The following is a 17,141-nucleotide window of genomic DNA, read 5'->3' on the forward strand; positions in this document are numbered from 1 at the left end:
TGTGGTGGGTCTCAGGTGGGCGATATGCGCCGGGCCAGCCGTCGCGCGAGGGGATGGACGACACCGAGCGCCGCGGCGACACCAGGCGCCCCGCCGCGTGCGGTGAGCGCCGCCTGAAGGGGCATCAGCCCGAGAATCCCGGCCCCGACGGCCCGCCGTACGTTCTCCCCCGAGGGTTCCTTTACGGCGCGGGCCTGGGCGGTGCCGTAGGTACCGAGGTAGGCGAGGGCGGCGGTGGCGGTGAGGGCGATGCGGAGCTTGTCGGAGGGGGCGGTACGGAGTTTTTCAGAAGGGGCGATGCGGAGCTTCTTGGAAGTGGCGGCGGCAGCAACGCCTTTGAGGGGCGCGGGGCTGTGTCGAACAGCGGCTCCGCCGCGGGGCGCGACAAGCCACGACGGCGCAGCAGACGCGCGACGACGCACGGTGGCACTTCCTACGGCGGCCCTTTTGACCGGAACGGCCGCAGCCAAGGTCGTCGCCGTAGACACGGCAAGAGTCGCAACCGGAACCCGCACCGGCGCCCCGGCGATCTCATGCCGACTGAGCGCCATCAACGTGCCGGTATGAACACCGACCAGCGCAGCCGGCACCGCAGCACGCCGCAGCGCGACGCCGACCGACACGGCACCGGGGCCCGAGCCGGAGGCAACCGCTCCAGCCAGGACGTCCAGTACCCGGGCCCCCGCCATGGCAACTCCGCCCATCGGCGTGGACTTGAGCTTCAGGTCATACGCCCACACCAGCCCAGCCAGAGGAAGCGCGGCGCAAACGCTGCGTCGGCCCCCCGCGGCGGCGGCGAGACCGAGCCCCGCCACAGTGAGCCCACCGGCCACACCGAGCGCGGTACGACGCTGAACACGCCCCGAGGGCACAGGGCGGTCCGGCCTCTCGACGGAGTCCACCGTGGCGTCGGCATAGTCGTTGAGGGCCATGCCGGCCCAGTACAGGCACACGGAGGAACCGATCACTCCGAGGGTGCGGGCGCCCAGCGGACGTCCGGCGGCGGCCGCTCCCGCGATCACGTCACCCGGGACACTCAACGCGGCCGGCGCTCTGACGAGCAGGGCGAGGTCGGTGAGGCGCACGGCAGACCGGGATCCGAAGCGGGCAACCGCTTTCCGATCTTTCATGGCGGCACCTTACTCGCGGCTGTTGAGCATTCAGGTACCTACCCTCCGGTAAGGGGAGTGACAAAGAAGACACAGATTTCTCTTACCGTGCGGCCCGAACTACCGGTAAACGTGGATCGTTTGAGCAGACTCACCGCGCTCGGCACTCAACGCACCCGGCACTCACGGCTCCTGACGCAGCCGCCGCCACACCGCCTTGGCCGCGTTGTGCCCCGACATGCCGTGCACGCCCGGTCCGGGCGGGGTGGCCGACGAGCAGATGTAGACCGCCGGGTGCGGGGTGGTGTAGGGGAAGAGCGACAGCTTGGGGCGCAGCAGGAGTTGGAGTCCGGAGGCCGCGCCGGAGGCGATGTCCCCGCCGACGTAGTTGGCGTTGCGGACGGCGAGTTCGGCCGGGCCTGCCGTGGCGCGGGCGAGGACACGGTCGCGGAACCCCGGGGCGAAGCGCTCCAGTTGGCGCTCGATGGCGTCCGTGAGGTCTCCGGTCCAGCCGTTCGGCACATGCCCGTACGCCCAGAAGGCGTGCTTGCCGTCGGGAGCCCGGCTGGGGTCGACGACGCTGGGCTGCACCGTGATCATGAACGGCTTGTCCGGCGCCCGGCCCTCTCGGGACGCTTCCCGCAGCGCCGTGCCGATCTCCGCGCGGTCCGCGCCGATCTGCACGGTGCCGGCACGGCGGGCCTCCGGCGCGGTCCACGGCACCGGGCCGTCCAGCGCGTAGTCGATCTTGAAGGCGCCGGGGCCGTAGCGGTAGCCCTCGTAGTACCGGCCGAGGCCGGCGATGCGGGCCAGCGCGGTGGGTGAGGTGTCGAAGACGTACGCGCGCGCGGGCGGCAGGTCGTCGAGCCGCTTGACCTCGTAGTCGGTGTGGACGCTGCCGCCGAGGTCTTCCAGATACGCGGTGAGGGCGTCGGAGATCGACTGGGAGCCGCCGCGGGCCACCGGCCAGCCGCGGGCGTGGGCGGAGAGCGCGAAGACCAGGCCGATGGCGCCGGTGGCGAAGCCGTTGAGCGGGGCCATGACGTGCGCGACGAGGCCGGAGAACAGGGTCCTGGCCCGCTCGTCGCGGAAGAGGCGCATCAGCCATGTCGACGGGGGCAGCCCGACGAGGCCGAACCGGGCGAGGGTGACGGGGTCGCGGGGCAGGGCGGTGAGGGGCAGGGACATGAAGTCGCGGGCGAGCGTGTCCCACTTGGCCAGGAACGGCTCGACCAGCCTGCGGTACGTCCCCGCGTCGCGCGGGCCGAAGGAGGCGGCGGTCTCGGCGACGGAACGGGACAGCACGGCGGCGGTGCCGTCGGTGAAGGGGTGCGCCATGGGCAGCTCGGCGTGCAGCCAGTCGAGGCCGTAGCGGTCGAGCGGCATGGTCCGGAACACGGGCGAGTTGATGCCCAGGGGGTGCGCGGCGGAGCACGGGTCGTGCCGGAAGCCGGGCAGGGTCAGCTCTTCCGTGCGGGCACCCCCGCCGACGGTGTCACGCGCCTCGAACACGGCCACGGAGAAGCCGCGCCGGGCCAGCTCCACGGCAGCGGTCAGCCCGTTCGGCCCCGCACCCACCACGACCGCATCGAGCATCGACGGCACCTTCGGACTCCTTCGTCAGCCGACGGCCTTGAAGGATCAGGATATGCCGGGCCACTGACAGCGCAGGGGCGCGGGTAAAGTCCGCCGGGTGACGCGCCGCTTCCGCTTCCCTGTGCCCGAGGACGGTCTGTGGCACTGGTTCGAGGTGGGGGACGCCGGTCGGGTGGTGCGGCAGATCTCCTTCCGGGGGCCGGATTCGGTGCCCGTGGTGGCCGCCGAACCGGTCGAGGTGGCGCGGACACGGCAGGCGTGCGGGGAGTGGGGCGTGCGGCTGTACGAGACCGTGTACGGGGTGCCGGTGCGGGAGCCGGTCGTGGAGCCGCCGGACGCCCGGTCGGTCGACTCGCGGGAGTTCGATGTGGCGTGGGGCCGTGCCCGGTCCTTCCGCCGGTGCCACGTCCGTCACGACACCGGTCCCCTGCCGGTCGGGACACGCCTGTCGGGGACGTTCACCGTGTCGCCCTGGGGTCCCGGTGTCACGGGGGTGTTCGTCGACGTCGGTCTGCCCGCCGCCGGCTTCGTGGACGCCTTGGTGCTGCTGCGCGCGGAATGCGAGTGGCCGGCGGACGGCACTCCCGCCGAGTTCGAGGTGGTCGACCTCCGTGTCGGCGGGGGCCGCCCCCAGATCAGGCTGCGTCCGACAGCAGTGCCCGCACCCGGCGAGCCGTGGCCGCGTCCCGGGCCGCCGTGAACGGCAGGACGTTGCCGCCGGTGATGCGGAACGGCTCGCCCGCCCGGGTCAGGTGGGCGCCGCCCGCCTCCTCGACCAGGAGAATGCCCGCCGCATGGTCCCAGGCGGCCTCCCAGCTGAACGCTGTCGCATCCAACTCGCCCCGGGCTACGGCGAGATACTCCAGCCCCGCGGAACCGCAGGCGCGCGGCGCGACTCCCTCGGTCCACAGGCCGAGCAGGGCCTCCTTCTGCTCGTCGGTCGTGTAGTCCGGGTGGGACGTGGCGACTTCCAGGTCACGGCCGGATTCCGGCGCGCCGGAGTGCAGCCGCTCGCCGTCGAGGAAGGCGCCCCGGCCCCGTATCGCCGTGGCCAGCTGGTCACGGGCGGGGGCGTAGGTCCAGGAGGCGAGCAGGACGCCGCGCTGTGCGAGCGCGACCAGGGTGCAGAAGCCGGAGTCTCCGTGCACGAACTGGCGGGTGCCGTCGACGGGGTCGACGATCCAGACGGGGGCGTCGCCCTGGAGCGCGTCGTACGACGCCGGGTTGGCGTGCACCGCCTCCTCGCCGACCACGACCGAGCCGGGCAGGAGGGCGCCGAGCGCCTCGGTGAGGTACTGCTCGGCGAACCGGTCGGCGTCGGTCACCAGGTCGTGCGGTCCGGCCTTCTGGTCGACCTCGTGCGCGGCGAGCTGCCGGAAGCGCGGCATGATCTCGGCCGCGGCCGCCTTGCGGACGGCTTCCGCCACGTCGGCCGAGTGCTGTGCGAGAAACTCGTCGATGGTTTCGTTGTCTTCGATCACTCCTCCATGAGAGCACGCCCCACTGACAAACCCCGCCCGCCCGATGGACGCCGGATGGCGTCGGCGTGAATAGGAGGGGCACGTATCAGCAGGTCAGAGGCGCTCCCGCGGCCCTCCGAGGCCCGCCCACAGCGCCCAAGACCCACCCACGACGCCCGAGGCCGGCCCTCAGCGCCCGACCGCGTACCCCTGCATCCCCCGCGGGTTCGCCGCCGCCGACAGGACCCCGGTCTCCGGATCCCTCGCGACCGCGCACAGCCGCCCCTCCGACCAGGCGTCACCGACGGTCACGTCATGACCGCGCCGCCGCAGCTCCGCCACCACCTCGGCGTCCATCCGTGACTCCACCGTGACGCTTCCCGGCCGCATCCCGCGCGGGTAGAAGGAGCCGGGGAAGCTGTCGTTGTGCCAGTTCGGGGCGTCGATGGCGCCCTGGAGGTCGAGGCCGCCGCGGACTCGGTCCCGCAGGGCGACCGCGAGGAAGAAGTGCAGCTGCCACTGGTCCTGCTGGTCCCCGCCGGGCGTGCCGAAGGCCATGACGGGCACGCCGTCGCGCAGGGCGATCGAGGGGGTGAGCGTCGTACGCGGCCGCCGCCCAGGGGTGAGCGAGTTCGGCAGGCCCTCCTCCAGCCAGGTCATCTGCAGCCGGGTGCCGAGCGGGAAGCCCAATTCGGGCACGACGGGGTTGGACTGGAGCCAGCCGCCGCTGGGCGTGGCCGCGATCATGTTGCCCCAGCGGTCGACGACGTCGAGATGGCAGGTGTCGCCGCGGGTGCCCCCGTCGGCGGCGACGTCGGGTTCGCCCGGCACCGGGGACGTCGGGCGCTGGGCGACGGTCGGCTCACCGACGCCCAGCACGTCGAAGCCGGGATCGTCGGAGGCCACCACGCGCGCGTGCGCGCACAGCCGCGGGGCGCGTCCGCCCGGGCTGCCGGGCCGCAGCTCGTGGGAGGCCTTCTCGCCGACCAGCTCCCGCCGGGCCGCGTTGTACGGCTCCGACAGCAGCTCGGCGAGCGGTACCTCGGCCGCGTCGCCGTACCAGGCCTCCCGGTCGGCCATCGCCAGCTTGCAGCCCTCGATCAGCAGATGGACGTACTCGGCGGACCCGTACCGCGGCAGCTCGGGCGGGAGCATCGCGAGCTGCTGGAGCAGGACCGGGCCCTGGCTCCAGGCGCCGGCCTTGCACACGGTCCAGCCGTTGAAGTCGTACGTCGCCGGCGCCTCGTAGGTCGCGGACCAGCCGGCGAGGTCGGCTGCCGTGAGGGTGCCGGAGTGCCGCTCACCGCTGGTGTCCAGGGTGGGCCGCCGGGCCTGCCGTACGAGGGCCTCGGCGATGAACCCGGTGCGCCACACCTCCCGCGCGGCCTCGATCTGCGCGACCCGGTCCCCGGCGCCTGCGACCTCGTCGAGCAGCCGCTTCCAGGTGGCGGCGAGGGCGGGATTGCGCAGCAGTTCCCCGGGCCGGGGTGCCTCCCCACCCGGCAGATACACCTCGGCCGACGAGGTCCACTCCGTCTCGAACAGCTCCCGCACGGTCTCGACGGTCTCCCCGACACGCTCCACGGGCGCGTGCCCGTGTTCGGCGTACCCGATAGCGTACGCGAGCACCTCGGCGAGCGACCTGGTGCCGTAGTCCCGCAGCAGCAGCATCCAGGCGTCGAACGCCCCGGGTACGGCGGCGGCGAGCGGCCCCGTCCCCGGCACGAGCTCCAGCCCGAGCCCTCTGTAGTGCGCGACCGTCGCCCCGGCGGGTGCGACGCCCTGCCCGCACAGCACCCGCACCTCACCGCCCGCCGGCGCGAGCAGGATCGGCACCTCACCGGCCGGTCCGTTGAGATGCGGCTCGACGACATGCAGCACGAACGCCCCCGCCACGGCCGCGTCGTACGCGTTGCCGCCGCTCTCCAGCACGGCCATCGCCGACTGCGAGGCAAGCCAGTGGGTGGAGGACACCATGCCGAAAGTGCCCTGGAGGGTGGGTCGGGTGGTGAACACGGGCGGACTCCTCACTGCGCGGTGGCCGATCTTGCGATCGTACGCAGCGGCGGAATCCGCGTGCCGGGATGAGCGAGAGAGGTCAGAAGTCCGAGGTGTCGAGCTCCAGGTCGAACGGATCCGGCAGCGGAACGGGCGTTCCGAACGGCAACGGGCCCTTGGCCTCGGTGTAGCCGAGCTGCCCGGGAGCGGAGGAGAGCGTGCAGGACCGCTCCTGACGATCGACCATCAGATGGAGCGGGGCTCCGGCGATGTCCCTCGGCACGACGGCCAAGTCCGGCACATACCAGTCGGGCGTCCCCGGTAGGTCCGGATCGCCGGAACCGGCGCGGCCTCCCAGCCTGCGCAACGCTGGTCGCAGCTGCTCACGACTCCAGGACGATTCGCAGGACAGATCACTCCAACCGGTGATCTCCGCCCCGCACCGCCACCAGCCCCGACTCATAGGCGAACACCACCAACTGCGCCCGATCCCGCGCCCCCAACTTCGTCATCGCCCTGCTGATGTGGGTCTTCGCCGTAAACGGGCTGATCACCATGTGCTCGGCGATCTCCTCGTTGGTCAGACCCCGCGCCGCCAACGCCGTCACCTCGCGTTCGCGGCGCGTCAGGCACTCCAGGCCGGGCGCGGTGGCCCGGTCGGGTGGGCGGGAGACGAACTCGCCGATCAGGGTGCGGGTGACCGACGGGGACAGCAGCGCCTCGCCGCGTGCCACCACCTCGATCGCCTGGAGCAGGTCGGCCGGTTCGGTGTCCTTCAGGAGGAAGCCGCTCGCGCCGGCCCGCAGGGCCTCGAAGACGTACTCGTCGTGGCCGTAGTTGGTCAGGATCACCACACGGACCGCCGCCAGTGCCGGATCCGCGGCGATCTGGCGTGTCGCCTCGATGCCCGTCATCACCGGCATCTGTACGTCGACCAGCGCGATGTCGGGGACCTGGGCGCGGATCAGCTCCAGGCCCCGCTCCCCGTCCGCCGCCTCGCCGACCACCTCGATGCCGTCCTCGGCGTCCAGCAGGGCCCGGAAGCCCGCCCGCATCAGCGCCTGGTCGACGACGAGCGCCACCCTGATCACGCCGTCCGTCATGCCGTCTCCTCCAGCGGCAGCCATACCCGCACCGCGAACCCGCCCTCCGCGCGCGGGGCGGCGTCCAGGGTGCCGCCGAGGGCGGTGACCCGTTCACGCATGCCGGTCAGACCGATGCCGGGGGTGGGTGGGCCGGCCGGGTCGGCGGAGCCGTCGTCCTCGACGCATATCGTCAACTCCCCCTCGCCGTAGACGAGTTGCACGGTCACCTTCGCCGGTCCCGCGTGCCGCGCCGCGTTCGTCAAGGCTTCCTGGACGATGCGGTACATCGCCCGGTCGACCGTCGCCGCCAGCGGCCGCTCCTGTCCCGTCACCGTCAACTCGACGGCGAGGCCCGCCGCCCGCGCCCGCTCCACGAGCAGCGCGGGTGTGCCGGTGGGCTCGTCCGTGCGCAGCACCTCCAGCGTGGCACGCAGCTCGCGCATCGCCTCCCCGCTCGCCTCCTGGATGGCGAGCAGCGCGGGCGGCACCTCCTCGCCGCGCTTGCGGGCCAGGTGCACGGCGACGCCCGCCTGGAGCTTGACGATCGAGATGCTGTGGGTGAGGGAGTCGTGCAACTCCCGTGCTATGCGCAGTCGTTCCTCGCCCGCTCGGCGCAACGCCGCCTCCTCCCGGGTGCGTTCGGCCTCCAGGGCGCGCTGCTCGGTCTGGCGCAGATACGCCTGCCAGTTGCGGTCGGCCAGGCCGGTCACCACCGCGCACAGGAACCAGCCGGCGAGCAGCAGCGCCTCCCGCGTGACGTCCGAGCCCGCCGAGCCCGCCGCCACGTATCCGCCGAGGAAGACGGCGGCGGCCGCTGCTACCGTGCCCCGGTGTCCGGTCCGCGACGCCGTGTGCACCGCCCCCACCACGGGGACGGCCAGACTGGCGGCGGGCCCTGCGTGGACGACCTCGGCGAGCAGGCAGCCGGCGGCGACGGCGAGAACCGCGCGAGGAGCGGCGCGATGCGCGGCCAGGGCCAGCGAACCGGCCCCGATCAGCACGCAGTCCACGAGCCCCGCCCGGTCGTCCGCCACGGCGGTGAGCACGGTGATCACGCCGACCACGACCGCGACGGTCATGTCGGCGAGCCGCTCGCGTGTGATCCGATACCCGCTCATGCACGCACAGTAGACGGCCCCACCGACAGCGACGTCAGCCCTGTGGACGGCTCTGCGACTACTCCCCCTGCAGTAGGGCCGGGCACCGGCCCGCCCCGCCGTCGCAGCACCGACTGCCTTCGGCGGTACGACGCCCCGGACCGCACCCGCGGCGCACGCTGATGCCCATGCCCACACCCTTCCGATACACCGCACCCCTCCCGGCGAAGTCGGCCACCGGCACCGTCGCCGAGGTGTACACCCAGATCGCCCTGGACTTCGGCATCGCCGAGCCCGTCACCTTCGTGGTGCTGTCCTCCGCGCCCGAACTCCTCGCCCCCACCTGGGCTTTGATGCGCGAGTCGCTCATCGCCGGGGCCGGCGGCCGGACCGGCAAGGAGCTGGTGGCCCTCGGGGTGTCGCTCGCCAACAAGTGCCCGTTCTGCGTGGACGCGCACACCGTGCTGCTGCACGCCACCGGCGACCACGCGCTCGCCGAACGCCTGGCCCGCGGGGAGCAGCCGCACGACGAGGAGCACGCGCGCCTGCTCGCCTGGGGGCAGTACACGCGCGTGCCCGGCGCCGCCCTGGAGCCGTACCCCTTCCCCCGCGCGCACGCCCCCGCCTATCTCGGCACCGCGCTCACCTTCCACTTCATCAACCGGATCGCGTCGGCCCTGCTGACCGAGAACCTGCTCCCCGCGGGCGCCCAGCGTTTCCGGGCGGTACGCAGCCTCACGGGCCGTACGCTCGCCCGGACCGTGCGCCGCCCCGCCCGGCCCGGCACCGCCCTCGCGCTGCTCGACCACGTCGACCCCGGCGAGGCCCCCGCATGGGCGGGCGGCACACCCGTCGGCCTCGCGTACGCGGCGCTGCTCAGGGCGGCCATGAGCGGCGCGGGCCTGCTCGACACCGACGACCACCACATCGTGGAGCAAACCCTCCAGGACTGGGACGGGACACATCCCCCGCTCTCCCTGGACGGGTTCCCGGACCGCAGGGAGCGTCCGGCGGCGCGCCTGGCCCTGCTGGCCGCCCTCGCGCCGTACCGCATCACGGACGAGGACGTGGCGGCCTGGCGCCGGCCGGAGCACACCGACCACTGCCTGGTGCATCTCGTCGCGTACGGCGCCTTCGTGGCCGTGGACCGCATCGAAAGCTCACTTTCCGCCCAAATCACCCGGCAGCCTACGTAATTCCCCCAAGGCACCACGTAATTACGACCGTCCCGTAACAGCGTCGGCACGGAGCGAGTTGGCACTTCCGCCCCACAGGGAGTCATGTGACACTGGCGTCCCGTCCGCAGTGCGGACTCCCTCCGCACCGTCCCCCACGAAAAGTGCGCCGTGCGTTCTCTTCCCTTGCCGCTCGCTCTCACCGCGCGTCTGTCGCCCGTCGTCGTGCTCGCCGTGGCGGGCTGGTCACTGTCGTCCGGACCCGCGACGCAGGCCGCCGACGCGCCGGCGACGCAGAAGAGCGGCGACGATTCGCCCTCGGCCCCCGCGACGGCGGCGGTGTCGAAGACGTACGCCTCCGCTCCCGCACCGTGCGACAGCCTGAGTACGAAAACGGTCAAGTCACTCGTGCCGGGCGCCAAGACGGCCGGCAAGGAGATCCCTTCGACGGACTCGAAGCTGCGCCGTACCTGCTCGTGGAACGCGCTCAAGGGCTACGACTACCGGTGGCTGGACGTGTCCTTCGAGATCACTGCGTCGGACGACGCGGCGGAGAAGTCCTACAAGGAGCGCGTCGCGAACAAGAGCGGCGGCGGCGCCGTCCCCGGCATCGGCGACTCGGGGTACTCCGTCGTGAACCTCACCACCGAGGACAAGCAGCAGACCCGCGAGGGCGTGGTGATGATCCGCGCGTCCAACGCGCTGGTCTCCGTCACCTACAGCGGAAGCGACTTCGAGTCGAAGAAGGCACCCGGCACGGACGAGATCAACAAGGGCGCCATCAAGGCGGCCAAGGAGGCGGTGGCCGCGCTGGAGGACGGCCAGCAGGGCTGACCGTCCTCCTCACGTCCTTCCGCTGCGGGTTCAGGCCTCGACGCGTTCCTTGTGTCCGGCCATCAGCACCACGTACAGCACCAGCGAGGCGCCCAGGCCCACCGCCCAGCCGTAGTCGGCGAGCGGCTTGAGGAACGGGATCAGTCCGTCCACCGGGAACGGTCCGGTCTTCGCGCCGTCGGCGCCGACGCCCGAGTACGAGCCGCCGACCGCGAGGACGCCGCCGACCAGGAAGGCGGCGATCGCGCGCCAGTTCCAGCCGGACGAGTACCAGTAGCGCCCGCCGGGCGTGTACAGGTCGGCGAGGTGCAGGACCGTGCGGCGGACGATCCAGTAGTCGGCGATCAGGATGCCCGCGACCGTGCCGAGCAGGCCGCCGACCACGCCGAGCCAGGTGAAGATGTAGAACTCGGGGGTGGAGATCAGCTTCCACGGGAAGATCAGCACGCCGATGACTCCGGTGATCAGCGCGCCCGTACGGAAGTTGATGAGCTTCGGCGCCAGGTTCGCGAGGTCGTAGGCCGGGGAGACCACGTTCGCCGCGATGTTCACGGAGATCGTGGCGACCAGGACGACGATGAGGGCGAAGAGCAGACCGAAGACGCTGTCCGTCTTGGCGGCGAGGGTGACCGGGTCCCAGATCGCCTCGCCGTAGACCACCTCGGAGCCGGAGGTGACCAGCACGGCGAGGACCGCGAAGAGGGTCATCGTGGTGGGCAGGCCGAGGGACTGGCCCCAGGTCTGCGCCTTCTGACTGGCGCCGAAGCGGGTGAAGTCAGGAATATTCAGCGACAAAGTAGCCCAAAAGCCGATCATTCCCATGAGGGACGGGAAGAAGACCGGCCAGAAGTCGGGGCCCCAGCCGAGCTTCGAGGGCTGGTCGAGCAGCGCGCCGAAGCCGTCCGCCTTGACCGCGATCCAGACCAGCAGCACGAGGGCACCGACGATCACGAAGGGCGCGGCCCAGTTCTCGAAGTGCCGCAGGAAGTCCATGCCTCGGTAGATGATGGCGATCTGCGCGGCCCAGAAGAGGAGGAAACACAGCCACAGGGGCCAGGGATTGCCCGCGACCTTGCTTGCGTTCTCCCACCCGCCGCCGGTGAGCTTGGAGCCCAGGGCGAAGATGCCGCTGCCGCCGATCCAGGTCTGGATGCCGAACCAGCCACAGGCCACGGCCGCCCGGATCAACGCCGGGATGTTGGCACCGCGCAGCCCGAAGGAGGCCCGCGCCAGCACCGGGAACGGTATGCCGTACTTGGGTCCGGCATGCCCGGTCGCCAGCATCGGCAGCAGCACGATGATGTTGGCCAGCGCGATGGTGAAGACGGCCTGCTTCCAGTCCATGCCGAGCGCGACCAGCCCGGAGGCCAGGGTCCAGCTCGGGATGCAGTGGGCCATGGAGATCCACAGTGCCGCGAAGTTGTACGTCGTCCACTTGCGCTCGGAGACCGGGACGGGACGCAGATCCTCGTTGGCGAAGGGGCTGTCGGCGGGGAATGCCTCGGGGGCGAGCTCGATGCGTCCGCCGGTGTCGGCGGACTGGGATATCGGTGACCCCGTGGGGACTGTGTCGGTCATGGGCAGGCCAATCGATCAGGGCGGGACGGGAAAGGCCGTGCGGGGGCCTTGGGCCCCTCCCCGGGACGGGACGGCGGGGAGGCCGGATCGCGGGGAGGGAGACAAGGTGTGGGGGGTCGGGTGGAACCGTGGGTGCGCGAACTCGGGGACGTCGGTCAGGAGTTGACCGCGGGGATGACCTTCGAGCCGTACGCGTCGATGACGGCTTCCTGCGCGTCGTGCATGTCGTAGACGGCGAACTGGTCGACGCCCAGCTCACGCAGCGCGTTCAGCTTCTCGATGTGTTTCTCGACCGGTCCGATGAGGCAGAACCGGTCGACGATCTCGTCGGGCACGAACTGGGTGTCCGGGTTGTCGGCGCGCCCGTGGTGGGAGTAGTCGTACCCCTCACGCGCCTTGATGTAGTCGGTGAGTTCGTCGGGTACGGCGGCGGAGTGCTCCCCGTACTTGGCGACCAGGTCGGCGACGTGGTTGCCGACCATCCCGCCGAACCAGCGGCACTGCTCGCGCGCGTGGGCGAGCGCCTCGGGCGAGTCGTCCTCGGTGACGTAGGCGGGAGCGGCGACGCAGATCTTGACGTCGTCGGGGTCGCGCCCGGCGGCGACGGCCGCGTCCTTCACCGCCTTGACCATGTACTCGGTCAGATACAGGTCGGCGAGCTGCAGGATGAAACCGTCGGCCTCCTCACCGGTCATCTTCAGGGCCTTGGGCCCGTACGCCGCCATCCATACGGGGAGTTCGGCGCCCTCCTTGATCCACGGGAACCTGACCACCGTGCCGCCGCCCAGGTCGGCCTCCTCGCCGCGGCCCAGCGCCCGGATGACCTTCATGGCATCGCTGATGCGGGCGAGCGTGTTGGGTTTGCGGCCCGCGACGCGCATCGCCGAGTCGCCACGGCCGATGCCGCAGACCGTGCGGTTGCCGAACATGTCGTTGAGGGTGGCGAAGGTGGAGGCGGTGACCTCCCAGGTGCGGGTGCCCGGGTTGGTCACCATCGGGCCGACCGTCAGCTTCTGCGTGTTCGCGAGGATCTGGCTGTAGATCACGAACGGCTCCTGCCACAGCACGGCGGAGTCGAAGGTCCAGCCGTAGGTGAAGCCGCTGCGCTCGGCGCGCTTCATCAGGCTGACGACCCGCGAGGCCGGCGGGTCGGTCTGCAGGACGAGTCCGAAGTCCATGAGCTCCGCTCCTAGTTGAGGTACTGACAGGTGGAGCGGGGGGTGTAGACGCCGTGCCCGGCGTGCCCGGTGTACTCCCGCTCGGTGATGACGAGTTCGCCGCGCGAGAGGACCGTCTCGACCCGGCCGGTGGTGCGCTTGCCCTCGTACGCCGAGTAGTCGACGTTCATGTGGTGCGTGACGGCGGACATGACCTGCTCGGCCTGCGGGTCGTAGATGACGACGTCGGCGTCCGCGCCCGGCGCGATCGTGCCCTTCTTCGGGTACATGCCGAACATCCGGGCCGGTGTCGCGCAGGCGATCTCGATCCAGCGGCGGCGCGAGATGTGGCCGTCGACGACGGCCTGGTGGAGCAGGTCCATCCGGTTCTCCACGCCGGGAAGGCCGTTGGGGATCTTCGAGAAGTCCCCTCGCCCCAGCTCCTTCTGGCCGACGAAGCAGAAGGGGCAGTGGTCGGTGGAGACGACCTGCAGATCGTTCGTCCGCAGCCCCTGCCACAGCTTGGCCTGGTGCTCCTTCGGGCGAAGGGGCGTGCTGCACACGTACTTGGAGCCCTCGAAGTCGGGCTCGGCGAGGTTGTCGGTCGACAGGAACAGGTACTGCGGGCAGGTCTCACCGAAGACGTTGAGTCCCTCGTCGCGCGCCCTGGCCAGCTCGGCGACTGCCTCCATCGCCGAGACGTGGACGACGTACAAGGGCGCCCCGGCCACCTGGGCCAGCTTGATGGCACGGTGGGTGGCCTCGGCCTCCAACAGGGCCTTGCGCACCTCCCCGTGGTAGCGCGGGTCGGTCTCCCCCCTCGCCAGCGCCTGCTCGACCAGCACGTCGATCGCGATGCCGTTCTCGGCGTGCATCATGATCAGGCCGCCGTTCTCGGCGGAGCGCTGCATGGCGCGCAGGATCTGGCCGTCGTCGGAGTAGAACACCCCCGGGTAGGCCATGAACTGCTTGAAGCTGGTCACGCCCTCCTCGACCAGCAGGTCCATCTCCTTGAGCGTCTCCTGGTTCACATCGGAGACGATCATGTGGAAGCCGTAGTCGATCGCGCAGTTGCCCTCGGCCTTGGCGTGCCAGGCGTCCAGGCCCTCGCGCAGCGAGTGGCCCACGCTCTGCACGGCGAAGTCGATGATCGTGGTCGTACCGCCCCAGGCGGCGGCCCGGGTGCCGGTCTCGAAGGTGTCGGAGGCGAAGGTGCCGCCGAACGGCAGCTCCATGTGGGTGTGGGCGTCGACGCCACCGGGGATGACGTACTTCCCGGTGGCGTCGATGATCTGCTCAGCAGTGAACGATTCGGCTGCCGGCGTGCCGGAGGCGGCGAGGGCCGCGATGCGGCCGTCCTCGATCAGCACGTCGGCGTGGATCTCGTCGGACGCGGTGATGACGAGACCACCGCGGATGACGGTACGGCTGCTCATGATCCCTCTCCTGCCAGGGTGGATGATGCGGTCAGGGTGCGGTCAGCGGCGGGTACGCGTCGGGACGGCGGTCGCGGTAGAACTGCCAGCGGTCGCGGACCTCGCGCAGCTTGGCCATGTCCAGGTCGCGGACGACCAGTTCGGTCTCCTTGTCGCTCGCCACCTCGCCCACGAACTGGGCCTCCGGGTCGACGAAGTACGTCGTCCCGTAGAAGTCGTTGTCGCCCAACTCCTCGACGCCGACCCTGTTGATCGCACCGACGAAGTACTCGTTGGCGACCGCGGCGGCCGGCTGCTCCAGCTGCCACAGGTAGGCGGACAGACCCCGCGAGGTGGCCGACGGGTTGAACACGATCTCGGCGCCCGCGAGCCCCAGCGCCCGCCAGCCCTCCGGGAAGTGCCGGTCGTAGCAGATGTAGACGCCGATCTTCCCGACCTTGGTGTCGAAGACCGGCCAGCCCAGGTTGCCCGGACGGAAGTAGAACTTCTCCCAAAATCCCGGCACTTGGGGAATGTGGTGCTTGCGGTACTTGCCGAGGTACGAGCCGTCCGCGTCGATCACCGCGGCCGTGTTGTAGAGGACGCCGGGCTGCTCCTCCTCGTACATCGGCAGGATCAGGACGATGCCCAACTCCTTGGCGAGCGCCTGGAAGCGCTGGACGATCGGGCCCTCGGGGATCTGCTCGGCGTACTCGTAGAACGCCTTGTCCTGGACCTGGCAGAAGTACGGTCCGTAGAACAGCTCCTGGAAGCACAGGACCTGAGCACCCTGCGCGGCCGCGTCGCGGGCCGCCTGCTCGTGTACCCGGATCATCGATTCCTTGTCGCCGGTCCAGGCGGTCTGGAAGAGGGCGGCACGGATCACTCTGCTCATCGGGACCTCCGGTCGCTCGGTGTGCGAGAAGGCTAGGAAGTCCGAAAGCGGGGTTTGAGTTGCACGGTGTCACGTCTGCGGGTGTGCGGCGTGTCACGGTGTCACCCTGTCGTGGGCCCATGTTTCACCGCCGTTTTCCCAGGTCGTCGCATGTTTCACCCCTGTTGCGCATCGTGCGCGAGGAGCGCGATGTGCACCGAGGCGGCCTGCTCGAAGTCGTCGAGGTCCACGCCGAGCCGGGTCTGTATCACCTCCAGGCGCCGGTAGAGGGCGGGCCGGGAGACATGGTGGAGCTGGGCCGTGCGCGACTTGTTGCGGCCGGTGGCGAGATACGTCCGCAGCACGGCGAGCAGGTCGTCGCCGGACCCGCACAGCAGCCCGTCCAGCTCCCGCTCCGCGAACGACTGGACGTGCGGATCGTCGCGCAACAGCCGGACCAGGCCGCGCAGATGGACGTCCTTGAGGCGTACGACGGCCGGCAGGTCGAGGACGGCCGAGGAGTCCGCCACCGCGTCCGCGACGTGCTGCGCCTCACGCAGGCCCGCCGGCAGATCGTCCCAGGCGGTACGGGGATCGGCCGCGGCCACGACGGTCCGTGCAGCCTCCGAGCGCACCCGCGCCGCGAAGTTCGCCGTCAGCACCGAGGCGTCCTGGTCCCGGGCGAGACTCAGCAGGACCGCGACGGCACCGTCGGCCAGCTCGGCGACGAGCCCGGGCAGCCCCAGCAGCCGTATCACCCGGTCGAGTTGGGCGGGCTCGACGTCCCGCACGACCAGCGGCACGAAGGTGCGCCGGTTGACCGGCAGCCCGGCGGCACGCGCGCGTGGCAGCAGCTGCCGCGCCGGTACGACTTTGCTGACGAGGTCGGTCAGCAGGCTCTGCGCGGACTGCTCCTCCCAGGTGTGCGCGGAGTTGCCGCCGAGCATGCGGTGCAGGACGAGGGCCTCGGCGGCGCGTTCGGCGAGGAGCCGTCCGGTGGCGGTGTCGCCGCGGTGCCCGCACAGCACGATCTGACCCCACCGCTCGCCGCGTCCGCCCAGTTCGGCGCGGATCCAGCCGTCGCCCTCGCTGCCGCCGGCCTGACGGGCGATGCGCTCCCAGTCGCGCAGCACGTCGTCCACCGCGGAGCGCTCCCCCGCCGTGGCGAGGACGCGGTGGGCGAGGTTGGTGACGACGACGGGGCAGGCGCTGTGCGTGGCGACCTCGTCGAGGAGCCGCTGGAGCGGGGCGCCCGCCGTGATGAGTCCGGTGAGCGCGGTCCGTACGGCCTCCGAGAGGCTGACGGCGGCGAACTTCCGCCGGACGAGCCGGGACTGCACCTCTTCGGTCAGCTCGGCGAACGGGAAGGGACGGTGCAGGACGACCATGGGCAGCCCGCACCGCTCGGCCACGCGGCGCATCACGTCCGGCGGGGCGGGAAACGCCCGGCCCAGGCCCAGTACGACGGCCGCGGCCTCCGCCCGGTGCAGGGACCGGATGTACTCGGCCTGCTTGTCCTCGTCCCCCGCGAGCAGCACCCCGGTGGTCAGCACCATCTCGCCGCCGCTGAGCATCACGCCGACGTCCGGCGCCTCGGCGACATGCACCCAGCGCACCGGACGGTCGAGCTGACCGGCACCGGCCACCACCTCGGGCTCCCCGGCCAGCACCCGCTCCAGGGTGAGGACCTGCCGGACGGACAGGACCGGTTCGAGGCGCTCCCAGGTCTCCGCGGTGGTGGTCATGGTGGTTCCCTTGCTCAG

14 protein-coding genes and 1 pseudogene are annotated in these 17,141 nt (G+C 71.3%); 3 read left to right on the forward strand and 12 right to left on the reverse strand.

What is annotated here, in order from left to right:
* Window positions 1-11 precede the first annotated feature (11 nt).
* A complete protein-coding gene (locus tag QQM39_RS06150; RefSeq protein ID WP_301995607.1) occupies window positions 12-1,130 on the reverse strand; it encodes an SCO3242 family prenyltransferase in 1,119 nt (372 codons plus the stop codon).
* A 162-nt stretch (window positions 1,131-1,292) separates the two neighbouring features.
* The gene (locus QQM39_RS06155) at window positions 1,293-2,705 is read right to left on the reverse strand and encodes an NAD(P)/FAD-dependent oxidoreductase (RefSeq protein ID WP_302003497.1); all 1,413 of its coding nucleotides are present in this window, start codon (window positions 2,703-2,705) and stop codon (window positions 1,293-1,295) included.
* Between the two features lie 97 nt (window positions 2,706-2,802).
* Between QQM39_RS06155 and QQM39_RS06160 the strand changes: the two genes are divergently transcribed.
* Complete coding sequence (locus QQM39_RS06160; protein WP_301995608.1) at window positions 2,803-3,405, forward strand: hypothetical protein; 603 nt, start codon at window positions 2,803-2,805, stop codon at window positions 3,403-3,405.
* Here QQM39_RS06160 and QQM39_RS06165 read toward each other — a convergent pair.
* The 5 genes and pseudogenes from QQM39_RS06165 to QQM39_RS06185 form a co-directional block, all read right to left on the reverse strand.
* On the reverse strand, window positions 3,341-4,186 hold the full coding sequence (locus tag QQM39_RS06165) for an inositol monophosphatase family protein (RefSeq protein WP_301995609.1): 846 nt from the start codon (window positions 4,184-4,186) through the stop codon (window positions 3,341-3,343). The genes QQM39_RS06160 and QQM39_RS06165 overlap by 65 nt on opposite strands.
* Before the next feature lie 168 nt (window positions 4,187-4,354).
* Entirely contained in the window at window positions 4,355-6,181 is a 1,827-nt protein-coding gene (locus tag QQM39_RS06170) for a gamma-glutamyltransferase family protein (protein ID WP_301995610.1), read from the reverse strand.
* Window positions 6,182-6,263: 82 nt separating this feature from the next.
* Window positions 6,264-6,551 (reverse strand): annotated as a pseudogene (locus QQM39_RS06175) (Uma2 family endonuclease); the annotation flags it as partial.
* A 25-nt stretch (window positions 6,552-6,576) separates the two neighbouring features.
* Window positions 6,577-7,266: a response regulator transcription factor gene (locus QQM39_RS06180; RefSeq protein ID WP_301995611.1), complete on the reverse strand. Its 690-nt coding sequence runs from the start codon at window positions 7,264-7,266 to the stop codon at window positions 6,577-6,579.
* On the reverse strand, window positions 7,263-8,366 hold the full coding sequence (locus QQM39_RS06185) for a sensor histidine kinase (protein WP_301995612.1): 1,104 nt from the start codon (window positions 8,364-8,366) through the stop codon (window positions 7,263-7,265). The genes QQM39_RS06180 and QQM39_RS06185 overlap by 4 nt, the downstream gene beginning before the upstream one ends.
* Before the next feature lie 167 nt (window positions 8,367-8,533).
* Between QQM39_RS06185 and QQM39_RS06190 the strand changes: the two genes are divergently transcribed.
* Together QQM39_RS06190 and QQM39_RS06195 are read left to right on the forward strand one after the other, a co-directional pair.
* Window positions 8,534-9,541, forward strand: coding sequence for a carboxymuconolactone decarboxylase family protein (locus tag QQM39_RS06190; protein ID WP_301995613.1), 1,008 nt, complete (start codon window positions 8,534-8,536; stop codon window positions 9,539-9,541).
* Window positions 9,542-9,691: 150 nt separating this feature from the next.
* On the forward strand, window positions 9,692-10,354 hold the full coding sequence (locus QQM39_RS06195; RefSeq protein ID WP_301995614.1) for a hypothetical protein: 663 nt from the start codon (window positions 9,692-9,694) through the stop codon (window positions 10,352-10,354).
* 30 nt (window positions 10,355-10,384) lie between these two features.
* Here the strand turns inward: QQM39_RS06195 and QQM39_RS06200 are convergent, their stop codons facing one another.
* The 5 genes from QQM39_RS06200 to QQM39_RS06220 all read right to left on the reverse strand — a co-directional run bounded on the left by QQM39_RS06200 (window position 10,385) and on the right by QQM39_RS06220 (window position 17,123).
* Complete coding sequence (locus QQM39_RS06200; RefSeq protein ID WP_301995615.1) at window positions 10,385-11,932, reverse strand: NCS1 family nucleobase:cation symporter-1; 1,548 nt, start codon at window positions 11,930-11,932, stop codon at window positions 10,385-10,387.
* Window positions 11,933-12,087: 155 nt separating this feature from the next.
* Window positions 12,088-13,110 carry a TIGR03842 family LLM class F420-dependent oxidoreductase gene (locus QQM39_RS06205; RefSeq protein ID WP_301995616.1) on the reverse strand — a complete coding sequence of 341 codons (1,023 nt, stop codon included), beginning with the start codon at window positions 13,108-13,110 and terminating at the stop codon, window positions 12,088-12,090.
* A gap of 11 nt (window positions 13,111-13,121) precedes the next feature.
* Window positions 13,122-14,525: a dihydropyrimidinase gene (gene hydA, locus QQM39_RS06210; protein ID WP_301995617.1), complete on the reverse strand. Its 1,404-nt coding sequence runs from the start codon at window positions 14,523-14,525 to the stop codon at window positions 13,122-13,124.
* Between the two features lie 31 nt (window positions 14,526-14,556).
* Window positions 14,557-15,399 (reverse strand): nitrilase-related carbon-nitrogen hydrolase, encoded by an 843-nt coding sequence (locus QQM39_RS06215; RefSeq protein WP_301995618.1) that lies wholly within the window; start codon window positions 15,397-15,399, stop codon window positions 14,557-14,559.
* A 155-nt stretch (window positions 15,400-15,554) separates the two neighbouring features.
* Window positions 15,555-17,123, reverse strand: coding sequence for a PucR family transcriptional regulator (locus QQM39_RS06220; protein WP_301995619.1), 1,569 nt, complete (start codon window positions 17,121-17,123; stop codon window positions 15,555-15,557).
* Window positions 17,124-17,141 lie beyond the last annotated feature (18 nt).

This window comes from Streptomyces sp. DT2A-34 (assembly GCF_030499515.1).
In the GTDB taxonomy this organism is placed as follows: Bacteria; Actinomycetota; Actinomycetes; order Streptomycetales; family Streptomycetaceae; genus Streptomyces.

Bases quoted from the DNA above. Each gene is read 5' to 3' on its own strand.
- QQM39_RS06150 (WP_301995607.1), bottom strand. From the start codon at position 1,130: ATGAAAGATCGGAAAGCGGTTGCCCGCTTCGGATCCCGGTCTGCCGTG.
- QQM39_RS06155 (WP_302003497.1), bottom strand. From the start codon at position 2,705: ATGCTCGATGCGGTCGTGGTGGGTGCGGGGCCGAACGGGCTGACCGCT.
- QQM39_RS06180 (WP_301995611.1), bottom strand. From the start codon at position 7,266: ATGACGGACGGCGTGATCAGGGTGGCGCTCGTCGTCGACCAGGCGCTG.
- QQM39_RS06185 (WP_301995612.1), bottom strand. From the start codon at position 8,366: ATGAGCGGGTATCGGATCACACGCGAGCGGCTCGCCGACATGACCGTC.
- QQM39_RS06190 (WP_301995613.1), top strand. From the start codon at position 8,534: ATGCCCACACCCTTCCGATACACCGCACCCCTCCCGGCGAAGTCGGCC.
- QQM39_RS06200 (WP_301995615.1), bottom strand. From the start codon at position 11,932: ATGACCGACACAGTCCCCACGGGGTCACCGATATCCCAGTCCGCCGAC.
- QQM39_RS06205 (WP_301995616.1), bottom strand. From the start codon at position 13,110: ATGGACTTCGGACTCGTCCTGCAGACCGACCCGCCGGCCTCGCGGGTC.
- hydA (WP_301995617.1), bottom strand. From the start codon at position 14,525: ATGAGCAGCCGTACCGTCATCCGCGGTGGTCTCGTCATCACCGCGTCC.
- QQM39_RS06215 (WP_301995618.1), bottom strand. From the start codon at position 15,399: ATGAGCAGAGTGATCCGTGCCGCCCTCTTCCAGACCGCCTGGACCGGC.
- QQM39_RS06220 (WP_301995619.1), bottom strand. From the start codon at position 17,123: ATGACCACCACCGCGGAGACCTGGGAGCGCCTCGAACCGGTCCTGTCC.